Genomic DNA, 17,960 nt, shown 5'->3' with positions numbered 1-17,960 from the left:
GCTTTTTATTTTGCTTAAATTACTCAAAAAAGCTTTTGGACTAATGTCCAGAAGCTTTTGCTTTTTTCTGTAGAAAATGACGATAGCCATAGTTATAGATGATGAAGAGGGTGAATCCTGCCAGGGAAAGGAGGCTGGCTAGTTTGAAGCCATTCGGTAGAAAGCTTAGTTTGACCTGTCCTTTACCAGCTGGGACATCTACAACCATGAAGCCCTTTTGGCCTTTACGAATTTTAACGGGTTTGCCGTTGACTTTAGCTGACCAGCCCTTATCATAGGGGAGGGTGAAAAAGAGGGAGCCAGCTTTTTTAGCGGTGTAGTTGACGCTAACATGATTATGGTCAGTCGTGACATTGACTTTTTGATTATTGATTTTGTCCATGGCCTTTTGATAGGCGAGAGTGTTGAGACCATAGAAGGTTGGCTGATCAAAGGAAACCTGACTATTATCTGGGAAACTGAAGGTCACCGTCAAATTTTTAGTTTCTTTGTAGTAGCCAAGATTAAAGAAAGTATAGGCATTGTCGGAGGTATAATTGTAGGTTTTGCCATTAACCGTTATAAGGATAGACTTGGCGGACTCGTTACTCAAGGTTAGGTTGGGCATGCTAACATAGGCTTGTTGATTAGCTGAAACTTGAACCTGATAAGTGATTTTTGCCGTGGATTCTCCAGCTGAGGCAGTCGCTGTCACCCGATTGTTTAACAGGGCAGGCTTTGAGAGGGCTTGCGATTGACTTGACAACCTTGTAAAGTAATTCTGCTTGAGACCACTCAAATTATTGAGTAAATAAGTTTGGTTGTCCAGAGTATTAATGCTAAAGTTGACATTTTTGTAAATACCATTTGTCAGAATAGCCAGCTGGCTAGCATTTTTATTCTGGTAAAGGGTCAAGGGGCCAGAATAGTCAACTGGATTAAAACCATATTTGTCCACGTCTTCATTGGCAATATTATATGTCACACCAAAGAGACTGTCGGCAATAATCGTATTATTCTGGTAACGTAAGTTAAGATTAGTACCATTGGATTGAAAGCCCAGTCGGTCAAGTTGGCTACTGGAAGCTGTATTTCTGACAGAAGAAAATTGAGAAATACCATTGTAGTTGAATTTCATACTGTCATTACCAGTTTGAGGCAGAAGCCTTTCTGTTCTAAAGAAGGTATCGTGCTGTTTTTTACTATAGCTGACAAGGTAGTCAATGTCCGACATATCTTGTTCATAGCCACCTCTAGTTGGAAAAATCCATTCATCATTAAGACGATTGACTTGATAGTAGGAATTAAGCCCAATCTCAAGAATCGAGAAAATCAAAGTGAAGACTATCAAAGCCCCCTGACTTAACTGTTTTCTCTTGAAAGAAATCAAAATTACAGCGTAGGCAATAAGGAAAGCTAGGGTCAAAATCAAATGAACAGGCTTCAAGAAAGTGTAATGCTTAGCAAAAATGAAGGTGATACCAAAGCCAGCCATCAAGACCGTGAAAATAATAAAGAGGTATTTAATACGAAATTTTTGCAGGTAAGTGAGACTCTCACCGGCCATTAAAATAATGAGAGTTGAAAAGAGCCAAGCGTAGCGGTGCAAAAACATATTTGGTGCGTGCATTCCTTGCCAAAGTAGGTCCAGTGGATTGAGATAGAAACTAGCAATCATTAGTGCTAATAGCAGAAAATAGGCCAGTCTAACCCGCCATTTAATTTCCTTAAGGGTAAAGAAGACCAGAGCCAAGACTAAGGGAAGGAGCCCAACGTAAATCATGGGGGTGGCCCCAAATTTGGTTGTATCATAGGCTCCAACAAAATTTTTCGCAAAGAGGTCAAAAGTCCAAGCCTTGTCAGTTACTAGTGTGTCAAATGTTGAGAATTTTTCTCCATGGGTTGACAAGTCTAAATAGCTTGGTAGCAGCATAATAGCAGAGGTTAGACCAGATAAAATGGACATCACTGTAAAGTTTGTCAAGGAAGTGACAACTTCCCGCCAAGACGACTGCCGACTCAGGTTCATTAAAAAGTAGAGAACTAAAAAGATAGCCATCATAAATCCAAAATAGTAATTCTGGATAAAGAGTAAAGTTAGTGTCAAGTAGTAAAGCCAGAAACTCTTCTTCTCTAGGAGAAAATGCAGCCCTAAGATAATCAGAGGAGCAAGAATGAGAACATCCAACCAGGTATTGATTTCTAACTGGCTAATGGCAAAGCTCATCAAAGTATAAGAAGTCGATAGACTAATAATTAACCCATTTTTCAGCTTTACAAAAAGTTGACGAAGTGTAAAGGACATTGACAGTCCCATCAGACCGAATTTAATCAGGGTAAAGAGATAGACTGCATCGGCCATAGACTTGGCACTGAAGAAATAATAGAAAGGGGAGAGAAAGGATCCCAAATAATAGCTGGAGAGGGCGTAAAAGTTTAGTCCCAATCCAGAGGTGAAGGTATAAAAGAGACTATCACTACCATGCAGAACATTACGTAACTGGATGGCAAAAATAGAATATTGGTGGAATCCGTCACTAGCTAAGATGGTTGTCTTACTTCCCCAGTAAATGCCCAAAGTCCAAAGAGCAGTCAGCATAATCAGTACGGGGAGGAGAAAGGCCAAACCGTAGAAAGCTAGGTTTTTTTGATGTTTTTTTAAAAACGCAATCATAATAAACTTTCCTTATTTAAAGAGCCTGAATACTAATTAGCATCAGACTCTTTAATTGTTTACACGCTTCGAAAATCAAAAAGATAGATCAGTAAAGCAAATCTAAGATTTGAAAATATTGATTTGCAGCAGTAGCCGCTACTGCGGTCTACCTATGACTCTCACTAGCTCCAAAAGGAAAGCATCATCGTCTTCCTTTTTCTTGAGTCGCTTTGTTAACTCACTTTGCCGTACTTGTTGAAAAAAGCAGGGCTTTTCCCATCTCCTGTCTTAAAAGGTCTGGAAGACCTTTTAAGCTACCTGCAGTTAGTTACTCGGCGACACTTAGATAAAATAGTCTGAGTTAGTGGAGAAGCTAGGCAACCGTTATAGCGATTGCCGTCAGATCTCTTGCTTCTTTAGTGGCTGAGATCTCTGTTCCTTACTATTTTGATTTTCATTGAGTTTTATTTCCACAGGTCTTGGACCTTGGCTTGAACGTCATCGTTGGCCAAGAATTCGTCATAAGTTTCATCAATACGGTCGATAACGCCGTTTTGAGAAATGACAACGATATGGTTGGCTAAGGTTTGGATAAATTCGTGGTCATGGCTGGCAAAGATAATGGATTCCTTGAAATCTCTCAAGCCGTCATTGAGACTAGAAATTGATTCCAGGTCCAAGTGGTTGGTTGGGTCATCAAGTACCAGAACATTAGATTTGTGGAGCATGAGCTTAGACAGCATGACCCTCACCTTTTCACCCCCAGAGAGGACGTTGACAGACTTATTAACCTCGTCGCCTGAGAAGAGCATGCGCCCCAGAAAACCACGCAGGAAGGTGTTGTCATTTTCTTCCTTGGAAGCAAATTGGCGAAGCCATTCTAGGATAGATTCGCCAGAAGCAAAATCTCTTGAGTTATCCTTAGGCAGGTAGGAGCGACTAGTCGTCACGCCCCACTTGATGCTTCCATCGTAGTCAACATCACCCATAAGAGCCCGAATCAGGGCTGTAGTCTGAATATCATTTTGACCAATCAGGGCTGTCTTATCTCCTGGGCGCAGGATGAAGCTGATATTATTGAGGATTTTTTCTCCATCAATAGTGACTGACAGATTTTCTACGCTCAGGAGGTCGTTACCGATTTCCCGCTCAGATTTAAAATTGATGAAGGGATATTTCCGACTGGATGGGACGATTTCTTCCAATTCAATCTTATCCAGCATCTTCTTGCGAGAGGTGGCCTGCTTAGATTTGGAAGCGTTGGCTGAGAAGCGGGCTACAAATTCTTGCAGCTCCTTGATTTTTTCTTCAGCCTTGGCATTGCGGTCAGCCTGCAATTTAGCCGCCAACTCAGAAGATTCCTTCCAGAAATCATAGTTACCAACATAGATTTGAATTTTCCCAAAGTCCAAATCAGCCATGTGGGTGCAGACCTTGTTTAAAAAGTGGCGGTCGTGGGAAACCACGATAACGGTATTTTCAAAATCAATCAGAAATTCTTCCAGCCAAGAAATGGACTGAATATCAAGACCATTGGTCGGTTCGTCCAGAAGCAAGACATCTGGCTTACCAAAGAGAGCCTTGGCCAAGAGCACCTTGACCTTGTCGCCGTTGGCCAGTTCACTCATGTTTTGATAGTGAAGATCTTCAGGAATATTGAGGTTTTGCAGGAGTTGAGATGCTTCGCTTTCCGCTTCCCAGCCACCCAACTCAGCAAAGGTACCTTCCAGCTCAGCAGCCTTGACTCCATCTTCCTCAGAAAAATCAGGCTTCATATAGATGGCATCTTTTTTCTTCATCACCTGATAGAGTTGTTCATTACCCATGATAACCACATCAATGGCTCGTTCCTCTTCGTAGTCAAAGTGATTTTGGCGAAGAACCGAGAGACGCTCATTGGGTCCAAGGGCGACATAGCCAGTTGTTGGCTCAATATCGCCGGCTAAAATTTTCAAAAAGGTTGATTTACCGGCACCATTGGCTCCAATCAAGCCGTAGGTATTACCAGCAGTAAAGTTGATGTTGACGTTGTCAAAAAGTTTACGGTCGCTAAAACGCAGAGAGATGTCTGATACTGTAAGCAAAGTGTTACCTCTTTATTCATTATAATACGTGTTTTCATTCTACTAGAAATAGGGGGATTTTTCAATTTAAAGTGGAATAGTAAAAAATTAAATCAGTTTTGAGCCAAAGCGCTAAAAGTATTTTCATTATTTTAGCTATCATGCTATAACAAAAGACGGATAACTCTTTTCGTGTTTATAATATTAAAATAAGAAGTCAGGAGGGAAATAATACAGACACGAGAGGGGGCGATAACACGCTTGATATTCTAATAAAAATTATTGTTGAAGTGATAGAAAAGCTTGCAATTGATTTGCTTTATAAGTTCTTTTCTAGATCAGCTTTAATGGAAAAAACAAAAAAGCCGCTTTTCAAAAAAGAAACGCGGACTAAACATAAAGACAATAAAAGTTCGAAAAAATTGTCTTGTCGAAGAACAGGGAAGAGTTATTATCCAGAAGTGAGGTTGCAGCCCCGCTTCTTTTTCTGTTTAACACTAAGTAAGTACTTCAAACACTTCTTATATAATGTTGTACTTTCTCAACTTTGTATTTATATTGTACACTTTTTATGGATATCTGTAAATACAGAAATATAGAAATACATATTTCTGTATATACGGGAACACATATTACCGTAATCACAAAATTAAGATAGTATTTCTTGCTAATAAAGGAATTGATTTCTGGTGAAAACTATTCAAGATGTTCACAAACGATTTATGATATAATCTAAAGAGCTATTGAAAGAAAAACTAGAGAGAAGAAATGCACATGACAAAACCTATTATTTTAACTGGTGATAGACCGACTGGTAAGCTCCACATAGGTCACTACGTAGGCAGTCTGCAGAATCGTGTTCACCTGCAAAATGAAGATAAATACCGGATGTTTGTCTTTTTGGCTGACCAGCAAGCACTGACCGACCATGCCAAGGACCCGCAGACTATCGTCGAATCTGTCGGTAATGTGGCACTAGATTATTTGGCAGCTGGTTTGGACCCTGAAAAATCAACTATTTTTATTCAAAGTCAGATTCCTGAATTAGCGGAATTGTCCATGTACTACATGAACCTAGTTTCCCTGGCTCGTCTGGAACGCAATCCAACGGTTAAGACCGAGATTGCCCAAAAAGGCTTTGGGGAGTCCATTCCGACTGGTTTTTTGGTCTACCCTATTGCCCAAGCAGCGGATATTACTGCCTTTAAGGCTAATTTGGTGCCTGTGGGTAATGATCAAAAACCTATGATTGAGCAGACTCGAGAAATTGTCCGTAACTTCAACCATGCTTATAATTGTGATGTTTTGGTCGAACCAGAGGGCATCTATCCTGAAAATGAGGCAGCTGGTCGCCTGCCAGGGCTTGATGGCAATGCTAAAATGTCCAAGTCACTGGGCAACGGCATCTATCTGGCTGATGACGCCGATACGCTCAGGAAAAAGGTTATGAGCATGTACACCGACCCTAACCACATCAAGGTTGAAGACCCTGGCCAAATTGAAGGGAACATGGTTTTCCACTACCTAGATGTTTTTGGTCGCCAAGAAGATCAGGCTGATATTCAGGCTATGAAGGACCATTATCAAGCTGGCGGCCTGGGGGATGTCAAAACCAAACGCTACCTTCTAGAAATTTTAGAGCGAGAACTAGGTCCCATTCGGGAACGTCGCCTAGAATTTGCTAAGGACATGGGGCAAGTCTATGACATGCTGAAAAAAGGCAGTCAGGCTGCTCAAGAAGTCGCTGCCCAAACCCTCGATGAGGTTAAATCTGCCATGGGTATCAATTACTTTAAATAGAATTATGGGCTGGGATGCGATAATCTCACCCTTTTTTATTTAACAAATAGGTCTTTGTCTCGACCTCGAAAAGGGAGCAGGATTTTTATGATTAGCTCAGAAAATTTTATTGACAAATTTTTTTAGCATGATATGATATTATACTAATAACAAGAGCTTTTAGGGGCTAATTTTTATAGAAAAGAGGATGGATTTAATGTCAAATTGGGACACTAAATTTTTGAAAAAAGGCTACACTTTCGATGATGTTTTGCTTATTCCGGCAGAAAGTCATGTGCTTCCAAACGAGGTTAACATGCAAACTCAGCTTGCCAAGAATTTGACATTGAATATCCCGATTATTACGGCTGCCATGGATACCGTGACAGAAAGTGGTATGGCTATCGCCATGGCGCGTGCTGGTGGACTGGGAGTTATCCACAAAAATATGTCCATCAAGGCTCAAGCCGAAGAGGTTCGCAAAGTTAAACGTTCAGAAAATGGGGTTATTATTGATCCTTTCTTCTTGACGCCAGATCGGACTATTAAAGAGGCTGATGAATTGATGGGACGTTATCGTATTTCTGGTGTTCCAATTGTGGAAACCATGGAAAACCGCAAGTTAGTCGGAATTATCACCAACCGTGATATGCGTTTCATCTCAGACTACAATCAAGCTATCAGCACCCATATGACTAGTGCAAATCTAGTAACAGCTCCTGTTGGAACTGACCTCAAGACAGCTGAAAGCATCCTCCATGAGCACCGGATTGAAAAATTGCCTTTGGTTGATGAAAATGGTCGCCTGTCTGGTTTGATTACAATTAAAGACATCGAAAAAGTTATCGAATTCCCTAATGCTGCCAAGGATGAGTTTGGCCGTCTCTTAGTAGCTGCTGCTGTTGGTGTCACTTCTGATACTTTTGAACGTGCGTCTGCCCTCTTTGATGCTGGTGCTGATGCCATTGTTATTGACACAGCCCATGGTCACTCTGCTGGTGTCTTGCGTAAGATTGCTGAAATCCGTAAGACCTTCCCAGATAAGACCTTGATTGCTGGTAATATTGCGACAGCTGATGGAGCCCGTGCCCTCTATGATGCTGGTGTTGATGTAGTTAAGGTGGGGATTGGCCCTGGTTCAATCTGTACTACCCGTGTTGTTGCTGGTGTCGGTGTTCCCCAAATTACAGCCATTTATGATGCTGCCAGTGTAGCCCGTGAGTACGGCAAGACTATTATTGCCGATGGTGGTATCAAGTATTCAGGTGACATTGTCAAGGCCCTAGCTGCTGGTGGTGATGCCGTTATGTTAGGCTCGATGATGGCTGGTACCGATGAAGCTCCTGGTGAAACCGAAATCTTCCAAGGTCGTAAATTCAAGACCTACCGTGGTATGGGCTCTGTTGCTGCTATGAAGAAAGGGTCTAGCGACCGTTACTTCCAAGGATCTGTCAATGAAGCCAACAAGTTGGTGCCAGAAGGTATTGAAGGTCGGGTAGCTTATAAGGGTGCTGCGGCAGACATCGTCTTCCAAATGGTCGGCGGTATCAAATCTGGTATGGGATATACTGGCGCTGAAGATATTAAAGCTCTGCATGATAAGGCCCAATTCATTGAAATGTCTGGAGCTGGCTTGATTGAAAGCCACCCCCACGATGTTCAAATCACCAACGAAGCACCAAACTACTCTGTTCAATAAAACAGGGAGCGGGACAGAACTTGCTACGGCGATGCCGTCAAGTTCGTTGTCCCGCCCCCGCACAGTTGATTAGGAAGGACGCTATCCCGAAGGGGATAAGTACTTGCAATCAACCACTGCGCCAAAGTGTTTGGCGAAAAAAGTTGCGAGGTTAGAATTTGTCGTTCTAGCCTTTTTATTTAAAACACTGTCAAATTGACAGTATCTTGACAGTCAAAACACAAGAAAACCAACGATTTCACTCGTTGGTTTTTATAGTACCCTGATCAACTGTAAAGATTTTTAAGTTATCTGGTAAACCTTGTAAGTGGTCCAAACTAGTTGTGGTAATAAAGGTTTGCACGTTTTCCTTGATACCATCCAATAAACGAAGTTGACGGTGGTTGTCAAGCTCACTCATAACATCATCCAATAAAAGAATTGGACTATCTCCGGTTATGGTTTTAATCAGCTCAATTTCTGCCAGTTTTAGAGATAAAATTAAGCTGCGTTGTTGACCTTGGCTACCAAAGGAAGCGTTCATATCGTTGATAAAAAAGGTCAGATCGTCGCGGTGCGGTCCGACACCGGTATTCTTTTTGAAGCTATCTCGGCTAAAGGATTTGGCCAATTGGTCTAGGAAATTTTGCTTAATCTCGGCTGGTTCTTGAAATTTAACCGATGACTGATAGGAAATTTTTAGATGCTCCAGCTGGTTGGAGATGATATGGTGGTGCTTATCAGCTTCCACTGTCAAGTCTTGGACAAATTGATAACGATGCTCCATAACCCGACTGCCAAAATCAGCTAGTTGTTCATCAATGACTGCCAAATAATCCTTATCAATGGTCTCTGCTGCCTTGAGGTAGGCATTTCTTTGTTTTAAAACATGATTATAATTGGAGAGGTCGGCCAGGTAGACGGGCTTGATTTGACCCAAATCAATGTCTAAAAATTTCCGCCTGAGACTGGGGGCTCCCTTTACCAACTGTAAATCTTCAGGGGCAAAGAGAACCACAGTCATATTGCCAACATAGTCGGATAATTTGATTTGTTTGAGGTAGTTAAGCTTGGTTGTTCGACCCTTATCAGATAGGTCAATTTCTAGAGGAAGCTTGCCTCCCCTTCTTCGTAAAAGACCAGAGACAGACAGGTCCTTGGCCTTAAAATTGATTAGCTCCTTATCTGAGCGGGTTCTGTGACTACGAGTTAGGGCTAGAAAATAAATGGCTTCGAGAAAATTGGTCTTACCCTGAGCGTTTTGGCCGAGGAAAACATTGAGACCGCTAGAAAAATCAGCAGTCATCTCAGTATAATTACGGAAATTTTTGAGGGAAATAGATTCTAACCACATATTAAGTACCGGGAAAACGAACAGGCTGGCGATCTGATCTCTGAGCCTTCTTTGCCCCTTTATTGGCTGACTGTTTAGCTTTAGAGCGTGAAGACTTCTGGTTCTTAGAGGTTTTCTGGTTCATTTTTTTGACCAGGGCAGCGACCCGCTCTTTTTCAGCCTTTTCTTCCTGATGTTGAGCCAACTCTTGGGGACTTGGTCCAACCAACTTGATGGTTAAGTCTTGTTCAGGTAGGCTCATCGTGTCACCAATCCGCAATTTCTTACCCCGTCTTTTTTCGTCTTGGCCATTAAAAAGGACCCTAGTTTCTGCCAAAAATGATTTGACAGCTCCACCACTGGAGATTATCCGTAAATCTTTTAGTAGGGCTTGCAGGGTAATATAGTCCTCAAACAGTTTGTAGTCCATGGTTTCCTCGACTTTCTAATGAGAATATTATAGCATAAAATGATATAATTTAAGGCAATAACTGACCCGAGGAAAGTCCATGAAAATTGTTGATGGTGTCAACCTACACCTGATTAAAACTGAAAAATTTAAGACCAATCACCTAACTTTTCGCTTCACAGGAGAACGCTTGAAAAAGACAGTAGCTAAGCGAGTTTTGGTGGCCCAAATGTTAGCTACAGCTAATGCCGATTTTCCATCTTCACAAAAATTACGTAAGACTCTAGCTAGGCTTTATGGAACAAGTTTGTCAACTAGGGTGTCAACTAAGGGAAAAGCCCATATTCTTGATATTGACCTTGAATTTATAAGTCCATCCTATCTTGAAAAAACAGACTTCCAGCATGAAATCTTTGACTTGCTTTACACCATTCTTTACAAGCCTCTGATCACCTTGGAGCAATTTCAATCCAAGGTATTTGATGTGGAGAAGGCCAATCTAATCTCTTATCTTGAGGCTGACAAGGAAGATTCTTTTTATCTAAGTGAGTTGGGGCTTTATGACCTCTTTTACCATGATGACAACCTGAAAGTTTCTAAATATGCCAGAGTAGATTTGGTGGAACAGGAAAACTCCTTTACTGCCTATCAGGAATTTCAAAGAATGCTCAAAGAAGATCAGATAGATATTTTTCTTTTGGGTGATTTTGAAGCGTCTTCAGTTTTAGAGGAAATCAATCGCTTTCCCTTTCAAGCAAGGAAACTTTACAGGTTTGTCAACTTCACTCAAGACCGTCTCAATATTACACAAGAAAAGATTGATCGTCAAGATGATCATCAATCAATTTTACAGCTAGGCTATCACTTGCCTTTAACATATAGTCATCCTGATTATCCCATTGCCCTAGTTCTAAATGGTCTGCTGGGAGGTTTTGCCCACTCTCGTCTCTTTACGCAAGTGAGGGAAAAAGAAGGCCTGGCCTATTCAATTTCCAGTCAAGTTCACCCTTACACAGTTTTACTCCAAGTTTACGCCGGTATTGACAAAAGGCAGCGAGAGAAAACCCTGAGAATGATTAACCAAGAATGGCACAATTTAAAGGCGGGACGTTATTCCAGTCATCTCCTACAGCAAACCAAGCAGCTTCTGCTAAACGACTATTATCTTGCTCAAGATTCGCCCAAAATTCTGATTGAGCGAGCCTATAACCAAAAGTACTTAGCAAAAAATGATGAGAATCTTCCCAAGTGGCCTGACAGAATTGCTGCTGTCAACAAAGCAGATATTATGCAACTGGCTAGAAAAATCCATTTACAGGCCCTTTACTATTTAGAAGGAGGAAAATGAGATGCTGGAAAAAATTGATTACCCTAGTCTCAAAGAAACCTTCTATAAGACTAGACTAGACAATGGCCTGCAAGTTTATTTGCTACCCAAACAGGATTTTCAAGAAATGACTGCCCTCCTTCAGGTGAATTTTGGGGCTCTTGATGAGCTCCTAGCAGAAGATGGCTCTGTTCAAGAAAGTCCTGCTGGTCTGGCACATTTTTTAGAGCATAAACTTTTTGAAATGGCCGATGGTCAGGATGCTAGCCTCAAATTTTCTGAGCTAGGGGCAGATAGCAATGCTTTTACCAGTTTTGAAAAGACAGCCTATTATTATACTAGTCTTGGTCAGAGTCAGGAAGCTTTACAGCTCCTACTGAACTTTGTCAAGACCCTCAACATTGATAAAAAATCTCTGGAACGGGAGAAAAAAATCATCGCCCAAGAGATTGACATGTACCTTGACGATCCTGACTACCAACTTTACAGTGGTATTTTAGCGAATTTGTATCCAAATACTAAACTCACTCAAGACATTGCAGGAAGCCAAGAAAGCCTAAAGAAAATCACTTTAAAATGGCTTAGAAACAGTCATAAGGCCTATTATAGACCTGACAATCTGTCTCTCTTTTTGGTCGGAAATTTTGATTATCAGACAGCTCTTGCAACTATCAAAGAAAATCAGAGAAACTTTACTACTAAGTTGACAAAGATTGACAAAAAAACCTTGAAGTTGACAGAGCCTGTCAAGCGAAAATCCATTCGTTTTGATGTGGCAAAACCCAAATTAGCCCTTGGTTTTCGGTTACCAGCAACAAACAAATCAGTCCTCAAACAAAAATTAGTTCTGAGACTCTTCTTTTCCATCATTCTCGGTTGGACCAGCCAGGCTTACCAAGATTGGTATGATCAGGGTCTGATAGATGACTCTTTTGACATAGAAATTGAGGTGTCCTCTCGCTTTCAATTCCTTATTCTCAGCATGGATACCCAAGAACCCATTAAGCTGGCCAATAATATCAAGACCCTTTTGAAAGACTTTAGACTTTCTGCTGACTTTAATCAGGAACACTTGGATTTGCTGACAAGGGAAATCTACGGCGAATTTATGAGAAGTCTAGATTCGATAGAGCAGTTGGCCAGCCAGCTGGCAAGCTACCAGACTGATGAAGAATCTTATTTGGACCTGCCTAAGCTCCTATCTGACCTGCAATTAGCTGACCTTGAGGAACTGGGGCAGAACTTGCTAGGGACTATGGTAAGCTCTGAGTTCACCATCTTTCCAAACTAATTATAAAAATAGGCTGAAATTTGCTATAATAGAGGATAATCATTATCTTGAGGTGTTGCAATGAAAAAAGTGAGCATTGGTGAGTATCTTCAGAGAGCTCGCCTTGCCAAGGATTTGAAAGTTGAAGAGGTGTCGGTAGAGCTGAACATTCCTATGCAGTATATTACTGTTATGGAGCATAATCAGTTTCAATTTCTGACTCGAGAAAAAGCTGATGCCTACCTCAAGGCATATACAGAATTTTTAGACTTAGATAGTGAGCCTCTTCTTGAGGGCTATGGAGATCCGGATTTTCGCCTGGAGGTTGAAGAAAAGAAAAAGGAAGAACCTCTTCCTGAACCCGAGGAGGAGCAAACCTCTAAAGTTGTCGAACCCTTTACCAAGTGGTCTCGCTCAGACCGTTTTGAGTATCTAAAAAATCCTAAACGTCGCCTACCCTTGGTTATCATGTCCCTTTTAAGTCTTCTGGTTCTTGGACTAATAGGGTCAGCTGTCTACCTTCAAGTCAGCGATGAAATGAAAAAAGCATCCCTTCCTAGCTCCTCCCTTCATCAGGAGAAGGGACAAGCCCAGGCGGATTCCTCAGCAGCCAGCGATAGTAAACTCTCGTCTACAACCAAGGGCTCCAATATATCGGTGACCTTGGCTGATAAGAACGACCAGGTGACGGTTGAAATTTCTCAGGACTCTGACCAGGAAAATCTTGTCTGCGTGACCAACTCAAACTTAGATAAGAAGGGCGTTACTCTGGATGGTAATACCAAGGATACCAAAGCAACCCTTGATTCAAAGGCTGACAAGTCAGTTATTACCCTAACAAGTATTGATAACGTAACTGTGAAAATCAATGACCAAACCCTTGATTTATCAAGCTTAGCTAAGGACAACACCAGCTATATCACCCTCACCATCAAGTAAAGGAAGCTACCATGATAAAAAAAGAAAATATCCCCAACCTGCTGACCATCATCCGTATCTTTATGATACCCGTCTTCTTAATTTTGACCTCAATTTCGACTGATTTAGTTTGGAATATCGTAGCGGCGGTTATCTTTGCCCTTGCTAGCTTTACAGACTATCTAGATGGTTATCTGGCTCGCAAATGGAAGGTGGTTACCAATTTCGGTAAATTTGCCGATCCTCTAGCCGATAAGATGTTAGTTATGTCAGCCTTTATCATGCTGGTTGGCATGAAGATGGCACCGGCTTGGGTTGTAGCCATCATCATCTGTCGGGAACTGGCTGTTACAGGTCTAAGACTACTCTTAGTTGAAAATGGAGGAACTGTTTTGGCGGCAGCTATGCCAGGGAAAATCAAAACGGTTACGCAAATGTTTTCCATTATTTTTCTCCTCTGTCACCTCAACTTGCTAGGAACCATCCTGCTCTACATCGCCCTCTTCTTTACCATCTATTCGGGCTATGACTACTTCAAGGGAGCAGGTTATCTCTTTAAAGACACCTTCAAATAAGCTATGACAGAAATTATTTCAGTTGACAAGTTAAATTTTAAATACCAGGAGGACCAGAACGATATCCTTAAGGACGTGACGTTTCACGTGAAACAAGGGGAATGGTTGTCCATTGTTGGTCACAATGGTTCAGGTAAATCGACGGTCGTCCGTTTAATTGATGGCCTCTTAGAAGCTGAGTCTGGTCAAATTAAAATTGCTGGTCAGGTGCTGACCGAGGACAATGTCTGGGATCTGCGACGCAAGATTGGCATGGTTTTCCAAAATCCTGACAACCAATTTGTCGGAGCCACTGTGGCCGATGATGTAGCCTTTGGTCTGGAAAACCAAGGCCTGCCCTATGAGGAGATGAAGGTCCGTGTTCAAGAAGCTCTAGACATGGTTGGCATGGCTGACTTTGCTGAGCGAGAACCAGCTAGACTTTCTGGTGGGCAAAAGCAAAGGGTAGCCATTGCTGGTATCATTGCCATGCGACCAGACATTCTCATTTTGGATGAAGCAACCAGTATGCTAGATCCAGAAGGTCGTTTGGAGCTGATGGCGACCATTCAGGCGGTGCGGGACACGTACGGCCTGACCCTGATTTCCATTACCCATGATTTGGATGAGGTCGCCATGAGTGACCGTGTCTTAGTTATGAAGGCCGGTCAGATAGAGTCGAGTTCAACGCCGGAAGCCTTACTAGGACGAGGGGACGACCTTAAAAACTTAGGTTTGGATATTCCCTTTACTTCTCGGCTTATCAAAGCTTTGGAAGATAAGGGACTTACGTTCAATCAAGCCTATCTAAATGAAAGCCAACTAGGAGATGAGTTATGGGCATTAGTCTCAAAAACGTAAGCTTTACCTATCAAGCGGGAACGCCATTTGAAGGGCGTGCCCTTTTTGATATTAGTCTGGAAATAAAGGACGGCTCCTACACGGCCTTTATCGGTCATACAGGAAGTGGCAAGTCAACCATCATGCAATTGCTCAACGGTCTCAATCTGCCTAGTCAGGGCACGGTAACCGTTGATGACTTGGTGATTAATCCCAACTCCAAAAATAAGGAAATCAAAGGTGTCCGAAAAAAGGTTGGTCTGGTTTTTCAATTCCCAGAGAGCCAACTCTTTGAAGAAACTGTCCTTAAGGATGTGGCCTTTGGTCCGAAAAACTTTGGTCTCTCTAAGGAGGAGGCTGAAAAAATTGCTCGTGAAAAATTGGCCTTAGTTGGGCTGACAGCAGATCTTTTTGAAAAAAATCCCTTTGACTTATCCGGTGGTCAAATGCGACGGGTAGCTATCGCTGGTATTCTGGCCATGGAGCCAGAAATCCTCGTTTTGGATGAACCGACGGCCGGTCTTGACCCCAAGGGACGGCGAGAACTGATGGAACTCTTTGCCAAACTCCACCAGCAGGGACAGACCATCGTCCTAGTAACCCACCTCATGGATGATGTGGCCAATTATGCTAATCAGGTCTATGTTTTGGAAGCAGGTCATCTGGTGGCTTCTGGCCAACCAAGAGAGGTCTTCCAGAGAGTCGAATTTTTGGAAAGCAAGCAGCTGGGCGTGCCTAAAATTACCAAGTTTGCCCAAAAAATGCGGGAGCGTGGTTTGGCTATGGATTGTCTGCCCATAACGATTGCTGAATTTGTGGAGGGGCTGCATGGATAAATTAATCTTAGGACGCTACGTGCCGGGCTCCTCTCTGATTCACCGTTTGGACCCCAGAAGTAAGCTCATAGCTATGTTTCTCTTTATCGTGATTGTCTTTTGGGCCAACAACCTAGTTACCAACATACTTCTGGCCGCCTTCACCCTCTTTTTAATCCTGCTTTCCCGGGTTAAATTGAGCTTCTTCCTCAATGGCCTCAGGTCCATGTTTGTTATTATCCTCTTTACGACGGCCTTCCAAATCTTTTTCAACCACCAAGGAAAGCTGGTCTGGCAGATGGGGATTTTGCAAGTAACGGATTATGGCCTGGGACAGGCTGCCCTGATTTTCATGCGCTTTGTCCTGATCATTTGCTTTTCGACCCTCTTGACCCTAACCACAACCCCTTTAAGTCTGGCGGATGCGGTTGAGTCCCTGCTTAAGCCCCTAAAACCACTCAAGATTCCTGTCCATGAAATTGGTCTCATGCTGTCTTTGAGTCTGCGGTTTGTCCCAACCTTGATGGATGACACCACACGGATTATGAAGGCTCAACAAGCTCGGGGAGTGGATTTTGGCCAAGGAAACCTCATTCAAAAGGTCAAATCCATTGTCCCCATTCTGATTCCCCTCTTTGCCTCGAGCTTCAAGCGGGCTGATGCCCTGGCTATTGCTATGGAAGCACGGGGCTACCAGGGCGGAGATGGACGGACCAAATATCGTCAACTAAACTGGGGCTGGTCAGATGGATTAGCTATCTTAACTCTCCTTGTAGTCGGCTGTCTTCTCTTCCTACTCAAAAGCTCTTAAAGGTTTTTGGAACAATAGTTGCTAAATTCAAAATTTTATATGCTTATTTGATTCTGATGCAGTGATTGATCAGACATCCCTATTCTTTGTTAAACAAGAGATAGACCAAGTACTCTCCCATCCTGTCTAAAAAAATCAACTATGCAGGAGAGAGTGAAAAAAAAACAGCGAACTCTTTCATCCTGTGACAGATTCCTTTCAAACTCAATGATAGCTTGAAAGGAACCTTAAGTAAGGAAAGAGTGGCACGCAAGATGGTGACTACCGAAAATCCTTCATTGACACCTTGAAACTAAAGAGTGAAGGAAAATCATGGATGTACTGGTTTTTAGCTTACGCCCTTTTTATAAAGATTAAAAGTATCTGTAACATTTTTAATCTAAGACCAAACTGGAGGTAACAAAAAGAGTGTAATATATAGCATACTATCTCAGAAAAGGAGCATATTTCTATATGTCTAAAAAATCAATTTTGAAAGATACTCTTAATTCTAAAAAATTAGCTTTGGCAGGCTTGTCAGCGGCGGCAGCTTTTGGTGCGACGGCAGCTGCAAATGTTGTCCACGCTGAAACTTATACTGTTCAAGCAGGAGATACTCTTTCAGAAATTGCTGAAAACCATAATACAACTGTTGATAACTTGACTCAGACCAATGATATTGCTAACCCAGACTTTATCGTGGCGGGCCAAACAATTGAAGTTGGTGGAACCGTTTCATCAGCTATGGGTGCTGCCCAAGACGTTGAAAATGATGCGACTGCTACAGACACAGCAACAGCTAGTGCAGATACAACGGCTGTTCAGCCAGAAGAAGTGGCTGATGCTTCAACAACAAGTGAAGCATCTGTAGACTATACCCAAGATGCCACAGCAACAAGTGAGGCACCAGCTGCAGAAGATACATCAGTAGCAGATAGCCAAGCTCCACAGGAAGATGAAGCACCAGCTCAGGAAGATACCAGTGCTCAAGATGCAGCAACAACAAGCGAAGCATCAGCTCAAGAGCAAACTGACCAAACTTCTACTGATCAAGCATCAGAAGAAAACAGTCAAGCTCCTGCCTCTGAAGAAGCTAACCAAGATACAGCAGCAAGTTCCGAAGAGGCTCAAGCCCCTCAAGATGCAAATACTGTTGTTTCTGAAGGCACCGCAAGCTCTGAAACTACACAAGAAGATACAGCTTCAGCTAGCGAAGCAGCAACAAGTGAGGCACCGGCTCAAGAAGATACCAGTGCTCAAGATGCAGCTCCGGCATCATCTGGCTATTCTTCAAACCTCAGCTCTGCAGATGCTGCAGCTAAGGAAGAAATTGCTCAACGGGAATCAGGTGGTAACTACTCAGCCGAAAATGGTTCTTACTATGGTCGTTACCAATTGACAAGAGACTACTTGAACAATGACCTTTCTGAAGAAAACCAAGAAAAAACAGCTGATGATTACGTTAATAGCCGTTATGGCTCATGGTCAGCCGCTCTTGATTATTGGAATGCCAACGGTTGGTACTAAGAAAAAATTAAACTAAATAAGA

Annotated in this window: 14 protein-coding genes; 10 read left to right on the top strand and 4 right to left on the bottom strand. The window is 42.3% G+C overall.

The window, feature by feature from the left end; genetic code table 11:
• Positions 1-40: 40 nt before the first annotated feature.
• Together BS63_RS0104860 and BS63_RS0104855 are read right to left on the bottom strand one after the other, a co-directional pair.
• A complete protein-coding gene (locus BS63_RS0104860) occupies positions 41-2,653 on the bottom strand; it encodes a YfhO family protein (RefSeq protein ID WP_002962171.1) in 2,613 nt (870 codons plus the stop codon).
• Positions 2,654-3,099: 446 nt separating this feature from the next.
• Positions 3,100-4,719, bottom strand: a complete 1,620-nt coding sequence (locus BS63_RS0104855) for an ATP-binding cassette domain-containing protein (RefSeq protein WP_002962169.1) — start codon at positions 4,717-4,719, stop codon at positions 3,100-3,102.
• A 753-nt stretch (positions 4,720-5,472) separates the two neighbouring features.
• On the opposite strand from BS63_RS0104855, the gene trpS reads away from it, so the two are divergent.
• On the top strand, positions 5,473-6,498 hold the full coding sequence (gene trpS / locus BS63_RS0104850; protein WP_002962168.1) for a tryptophan--tRNA ligase: 1,026 nt from the start codon (positions 5,473-5,475) through the stop codon (positions 6,496-6,498).
• A gap of 196 nt (positions 6,499-6,694) precedes the next feature.
• Complete coding sequence (gene guaB, locus BS63_RS0104845; protein WP_019769643.1) at positions 6,695-8,176, top strand: IMP dehydrogenase; 1,482 nt, start codon at positions 6,695-6,697, stop codon at positions 8,174-8,176.
• A 238-nt stretch (positions 8,177-8,414) separates the two neighbouring features.
• Here the strand turns inward: guaB and recF are convergent, their stop codons facing one another.
• Positions 8,415-9,509 (bottom strand): DNA replication/repair protein RecF, encoded by a 1,095-nt coding sequence (gene recF, locus BS63_RS0104840; protein ID WP_028798460.1) that lies wholly within the window; start codon positions 9,507-9,509, stop codon positions 8,415-8,417.
• Position 9,510: 1 nt separating this feature from the next.
• Complete coding sequence (locus tag BS63_RS0104835; RefSeq protein WP_002961272.1) at positions 9,511-9,918, bottom strand: RNA-binding S4 domain-containing protein; 408 nt, start codon at positions 9,916-9,918, stop codon at positions 9,511-9,513.
• Between the two features lie 79 nt (positions 9,919-9,997).
• On the opposite strand from BS63_RS0104835, the gene yfmF reads away from it, so the two are divergent.
• The 8 genes from yfmF (at position 9,998) to BS63_RS0104795 (ending at position 17,938) form a co-directional block, all read left to right on the top strand.
• Entirely contained in the window at positions 9,998-11,245 is a 1,248-nt protein-coding gene (gene yfmF / locus BS63_RS0104830; protein WP_019795300.1) for an EF-P 5-aminopentanol modification-associated protein YfmF, read from the top strand.
• A 1-nt stretch (position 11,246) separates the two neighbouring features.
• On the top strand, positions 11,247-12,515 hold the full coding sequence (yfmH, locus tag BS63_RS0104825) for an EF-P 5-aminopentanol modification-associated protein YfmH (RefSeq protein WP_019795299.1): 1,269 nt from the start codon (positions 11,247-11,249) through the stop codon (positions 12,513-12,515).
• A 60-nt stretch (positions 12,516-12,575) separates the two neighbouring features.
• Positions 12,576-13,433, top strand: a complete 858-nt coding sequence (locus tag BS63_RS0104820) for a helix-turn-helix domain-containing protein (RefSeq protein ID WP_019785489.1) — start codon at positions 12,576-12,578, stop codon at positions 13,431-13,433.
• A gap of 11 nt (positions 13,434-13,444) precedes the next feature.
• Positions 13,445-13,987, top strand: coding sequence for a CDP-diacylglycerol--glycerol-3-phosphate 3-phosphatidyltransferase (gene pgsA, locus BS63_RS0104815; RefSeq protein ID WP_002961266.1), 543 nt, complete (start codon positions 13,445-13,447; stop codon positions 13,985-13,987).
• A 3-nt stretch (positions 13,988-13,990) separates the two neighbouring features.
• The gene (locus BS63_RS0104810) at positions 13,991-14,827 is read left to right on the top strand and encodes an energy-coupling factor ABC transporter ATP-binding protein (protein WP_019785490.1); all 837 of its coding nucleotides are present in this window, start codon (positions 13,991-13,993) and stop codon (positions 14,825-14,827) included.
• Positions 14,803-15,642 (top strand): energy-coupling factor transporter ATPase, encoded by an 840-nt coding sequence (locus BS63_RS0104805; protein ID WP_019770101.1) that lies wholly within the window; start codon positions 14,803-14,805, stop codon positions 15,640-15,642. The genes BS63_RS0104810 and BS63_RS0104805 overlap by 25 nt, the downstream gene beginning before the upstream one ends.
• A complete protein-coding gene (locus tag BS63_RS0104800) occupies positions 15,635-16,432 on the top strand; it encodes an energy-coupling factor transporter transmembrane component T family protein (RefSeq protein ID WP_002961264.1) in 798 nt (265 codons plus the stop codon). Before BS63_RS0104805 ends, BS63_RS0104800 begins: the two co-directional genes overlap by 8 nt.
• A gap of 453 nt (positions 16,433-16,885) precedes the next feature.
• Positions 16,886-17,938 (top strand): aggregation-promoting factor C-terminal-like domain-containing protein, encoded by a 1,053-nt coding sequence (locus tag BS63_RS0104795; protein ID WP_002961261.1) that lies wholly within the window; start codon positions 16,886-16,888, stop codon positions 17,936-17,938.
• Positions 17,939-17,960 lie beyond the last annotated feature (22 nt).

Origin of the sequence: Streptococcus sobrinus DSM 20742 = ATCC 33478 (assembly GCF_000686605.1) — a bacterium.
Classification (GTDB): domain Bacteria; phylum Bacillota; class Bacilli; order Lactobacillales; family Streptococcaceae; genus Streptococcus; species Streptococcus sobrinus.
Note: the sequence above shows the minus strand (reverse complement) of the source record. Positions and strands in the feature narration are given on the sequence as shown.

Coding starts and splice junctions, on each gene's coding strand:
- BS63_RS0104860 (WP_002962171.1), bottom strand. CDS start 2,653: ATGATTGCGTTTTTAAAAAAACATCAAAAAAACCTAGCTTTCTACGGT.
- trpS (WP_002962168.1), top strand. CDS start 5,473: ATGACAAAACCTATTATTTTAACTGGTGATAGACCGACTGGTAAGCTC.
- guaB (WP_019769643.1), top strand. CDS start 6,695: ATGTCAAATTGGGACACTAAATTTTTGAAAAAAGGCTACACTTTCGAT.
- recF (WP_028798460.1), bottom strand. CDS start 9,509: ATGTGGTTAGAATCTATTTCCCTCAAAAATTTCCGTAATTATACTGAG.
- BS63_RS0104835 (WP_002961272.1), bottom strand. CDS start 9,918: ATGGACTACAAACTGTTTGAGGACTATATTACCCTGCAAGCCCTACTA.
- yfmF (WP_019795300.1), top strand. CDS start 9,998: ATGAAAATTGTTGATGGTGTCAACCTACACCTGATTAAAACTGAAAAA.
- yfmH (WP_019795299.1), top strand. CDS start 11,247: ATGCTGGAAAAAATTGATTACCCTAGTCTCAAAGAAACCTTCTATAAG.
- BS63_RS0104820 (WP_019785489.1), top strand. CDS start 12,576: ATGAAAAAAGTGAGCATTGGTGAGTATCTTCAGAGAGCTCGCCTTGCC.
- pgsA (WP_002961266.1), top strand. CDS start 13,445: ATGATAAAAAAAGAAAATATCCCCAACCTGCTGACCATCATCCGTATC.
- BS63_RS0104810 (WP_019785490.1), top strand. CDS start 13,991: ATGACAGAAATTATTTCAGTTGACAAGTTAAATTTTAAATACCAGGAG.
- BS63_RS0104805 (WP_019770101.1), top strand. CDS start 14,803: ATGGGCATTAGTCTCAAAAACGTAAGCTTTACCTATCAAGCGGGAACG.
- BS63_RS0104800 (WP_002961264.1), top strand. CDS start 15,635: ATGGATAAATTAATCTTAGGACGCTACGTGCCGGGCTCCTCTCTGATT.
- BS63_RS0104795 (WP_002961261.1), top strand. CDS start 16,886: ATGTCTAAAAAATCAATTTTGAAAGATACTCTTAATTCTAAAAAATTA.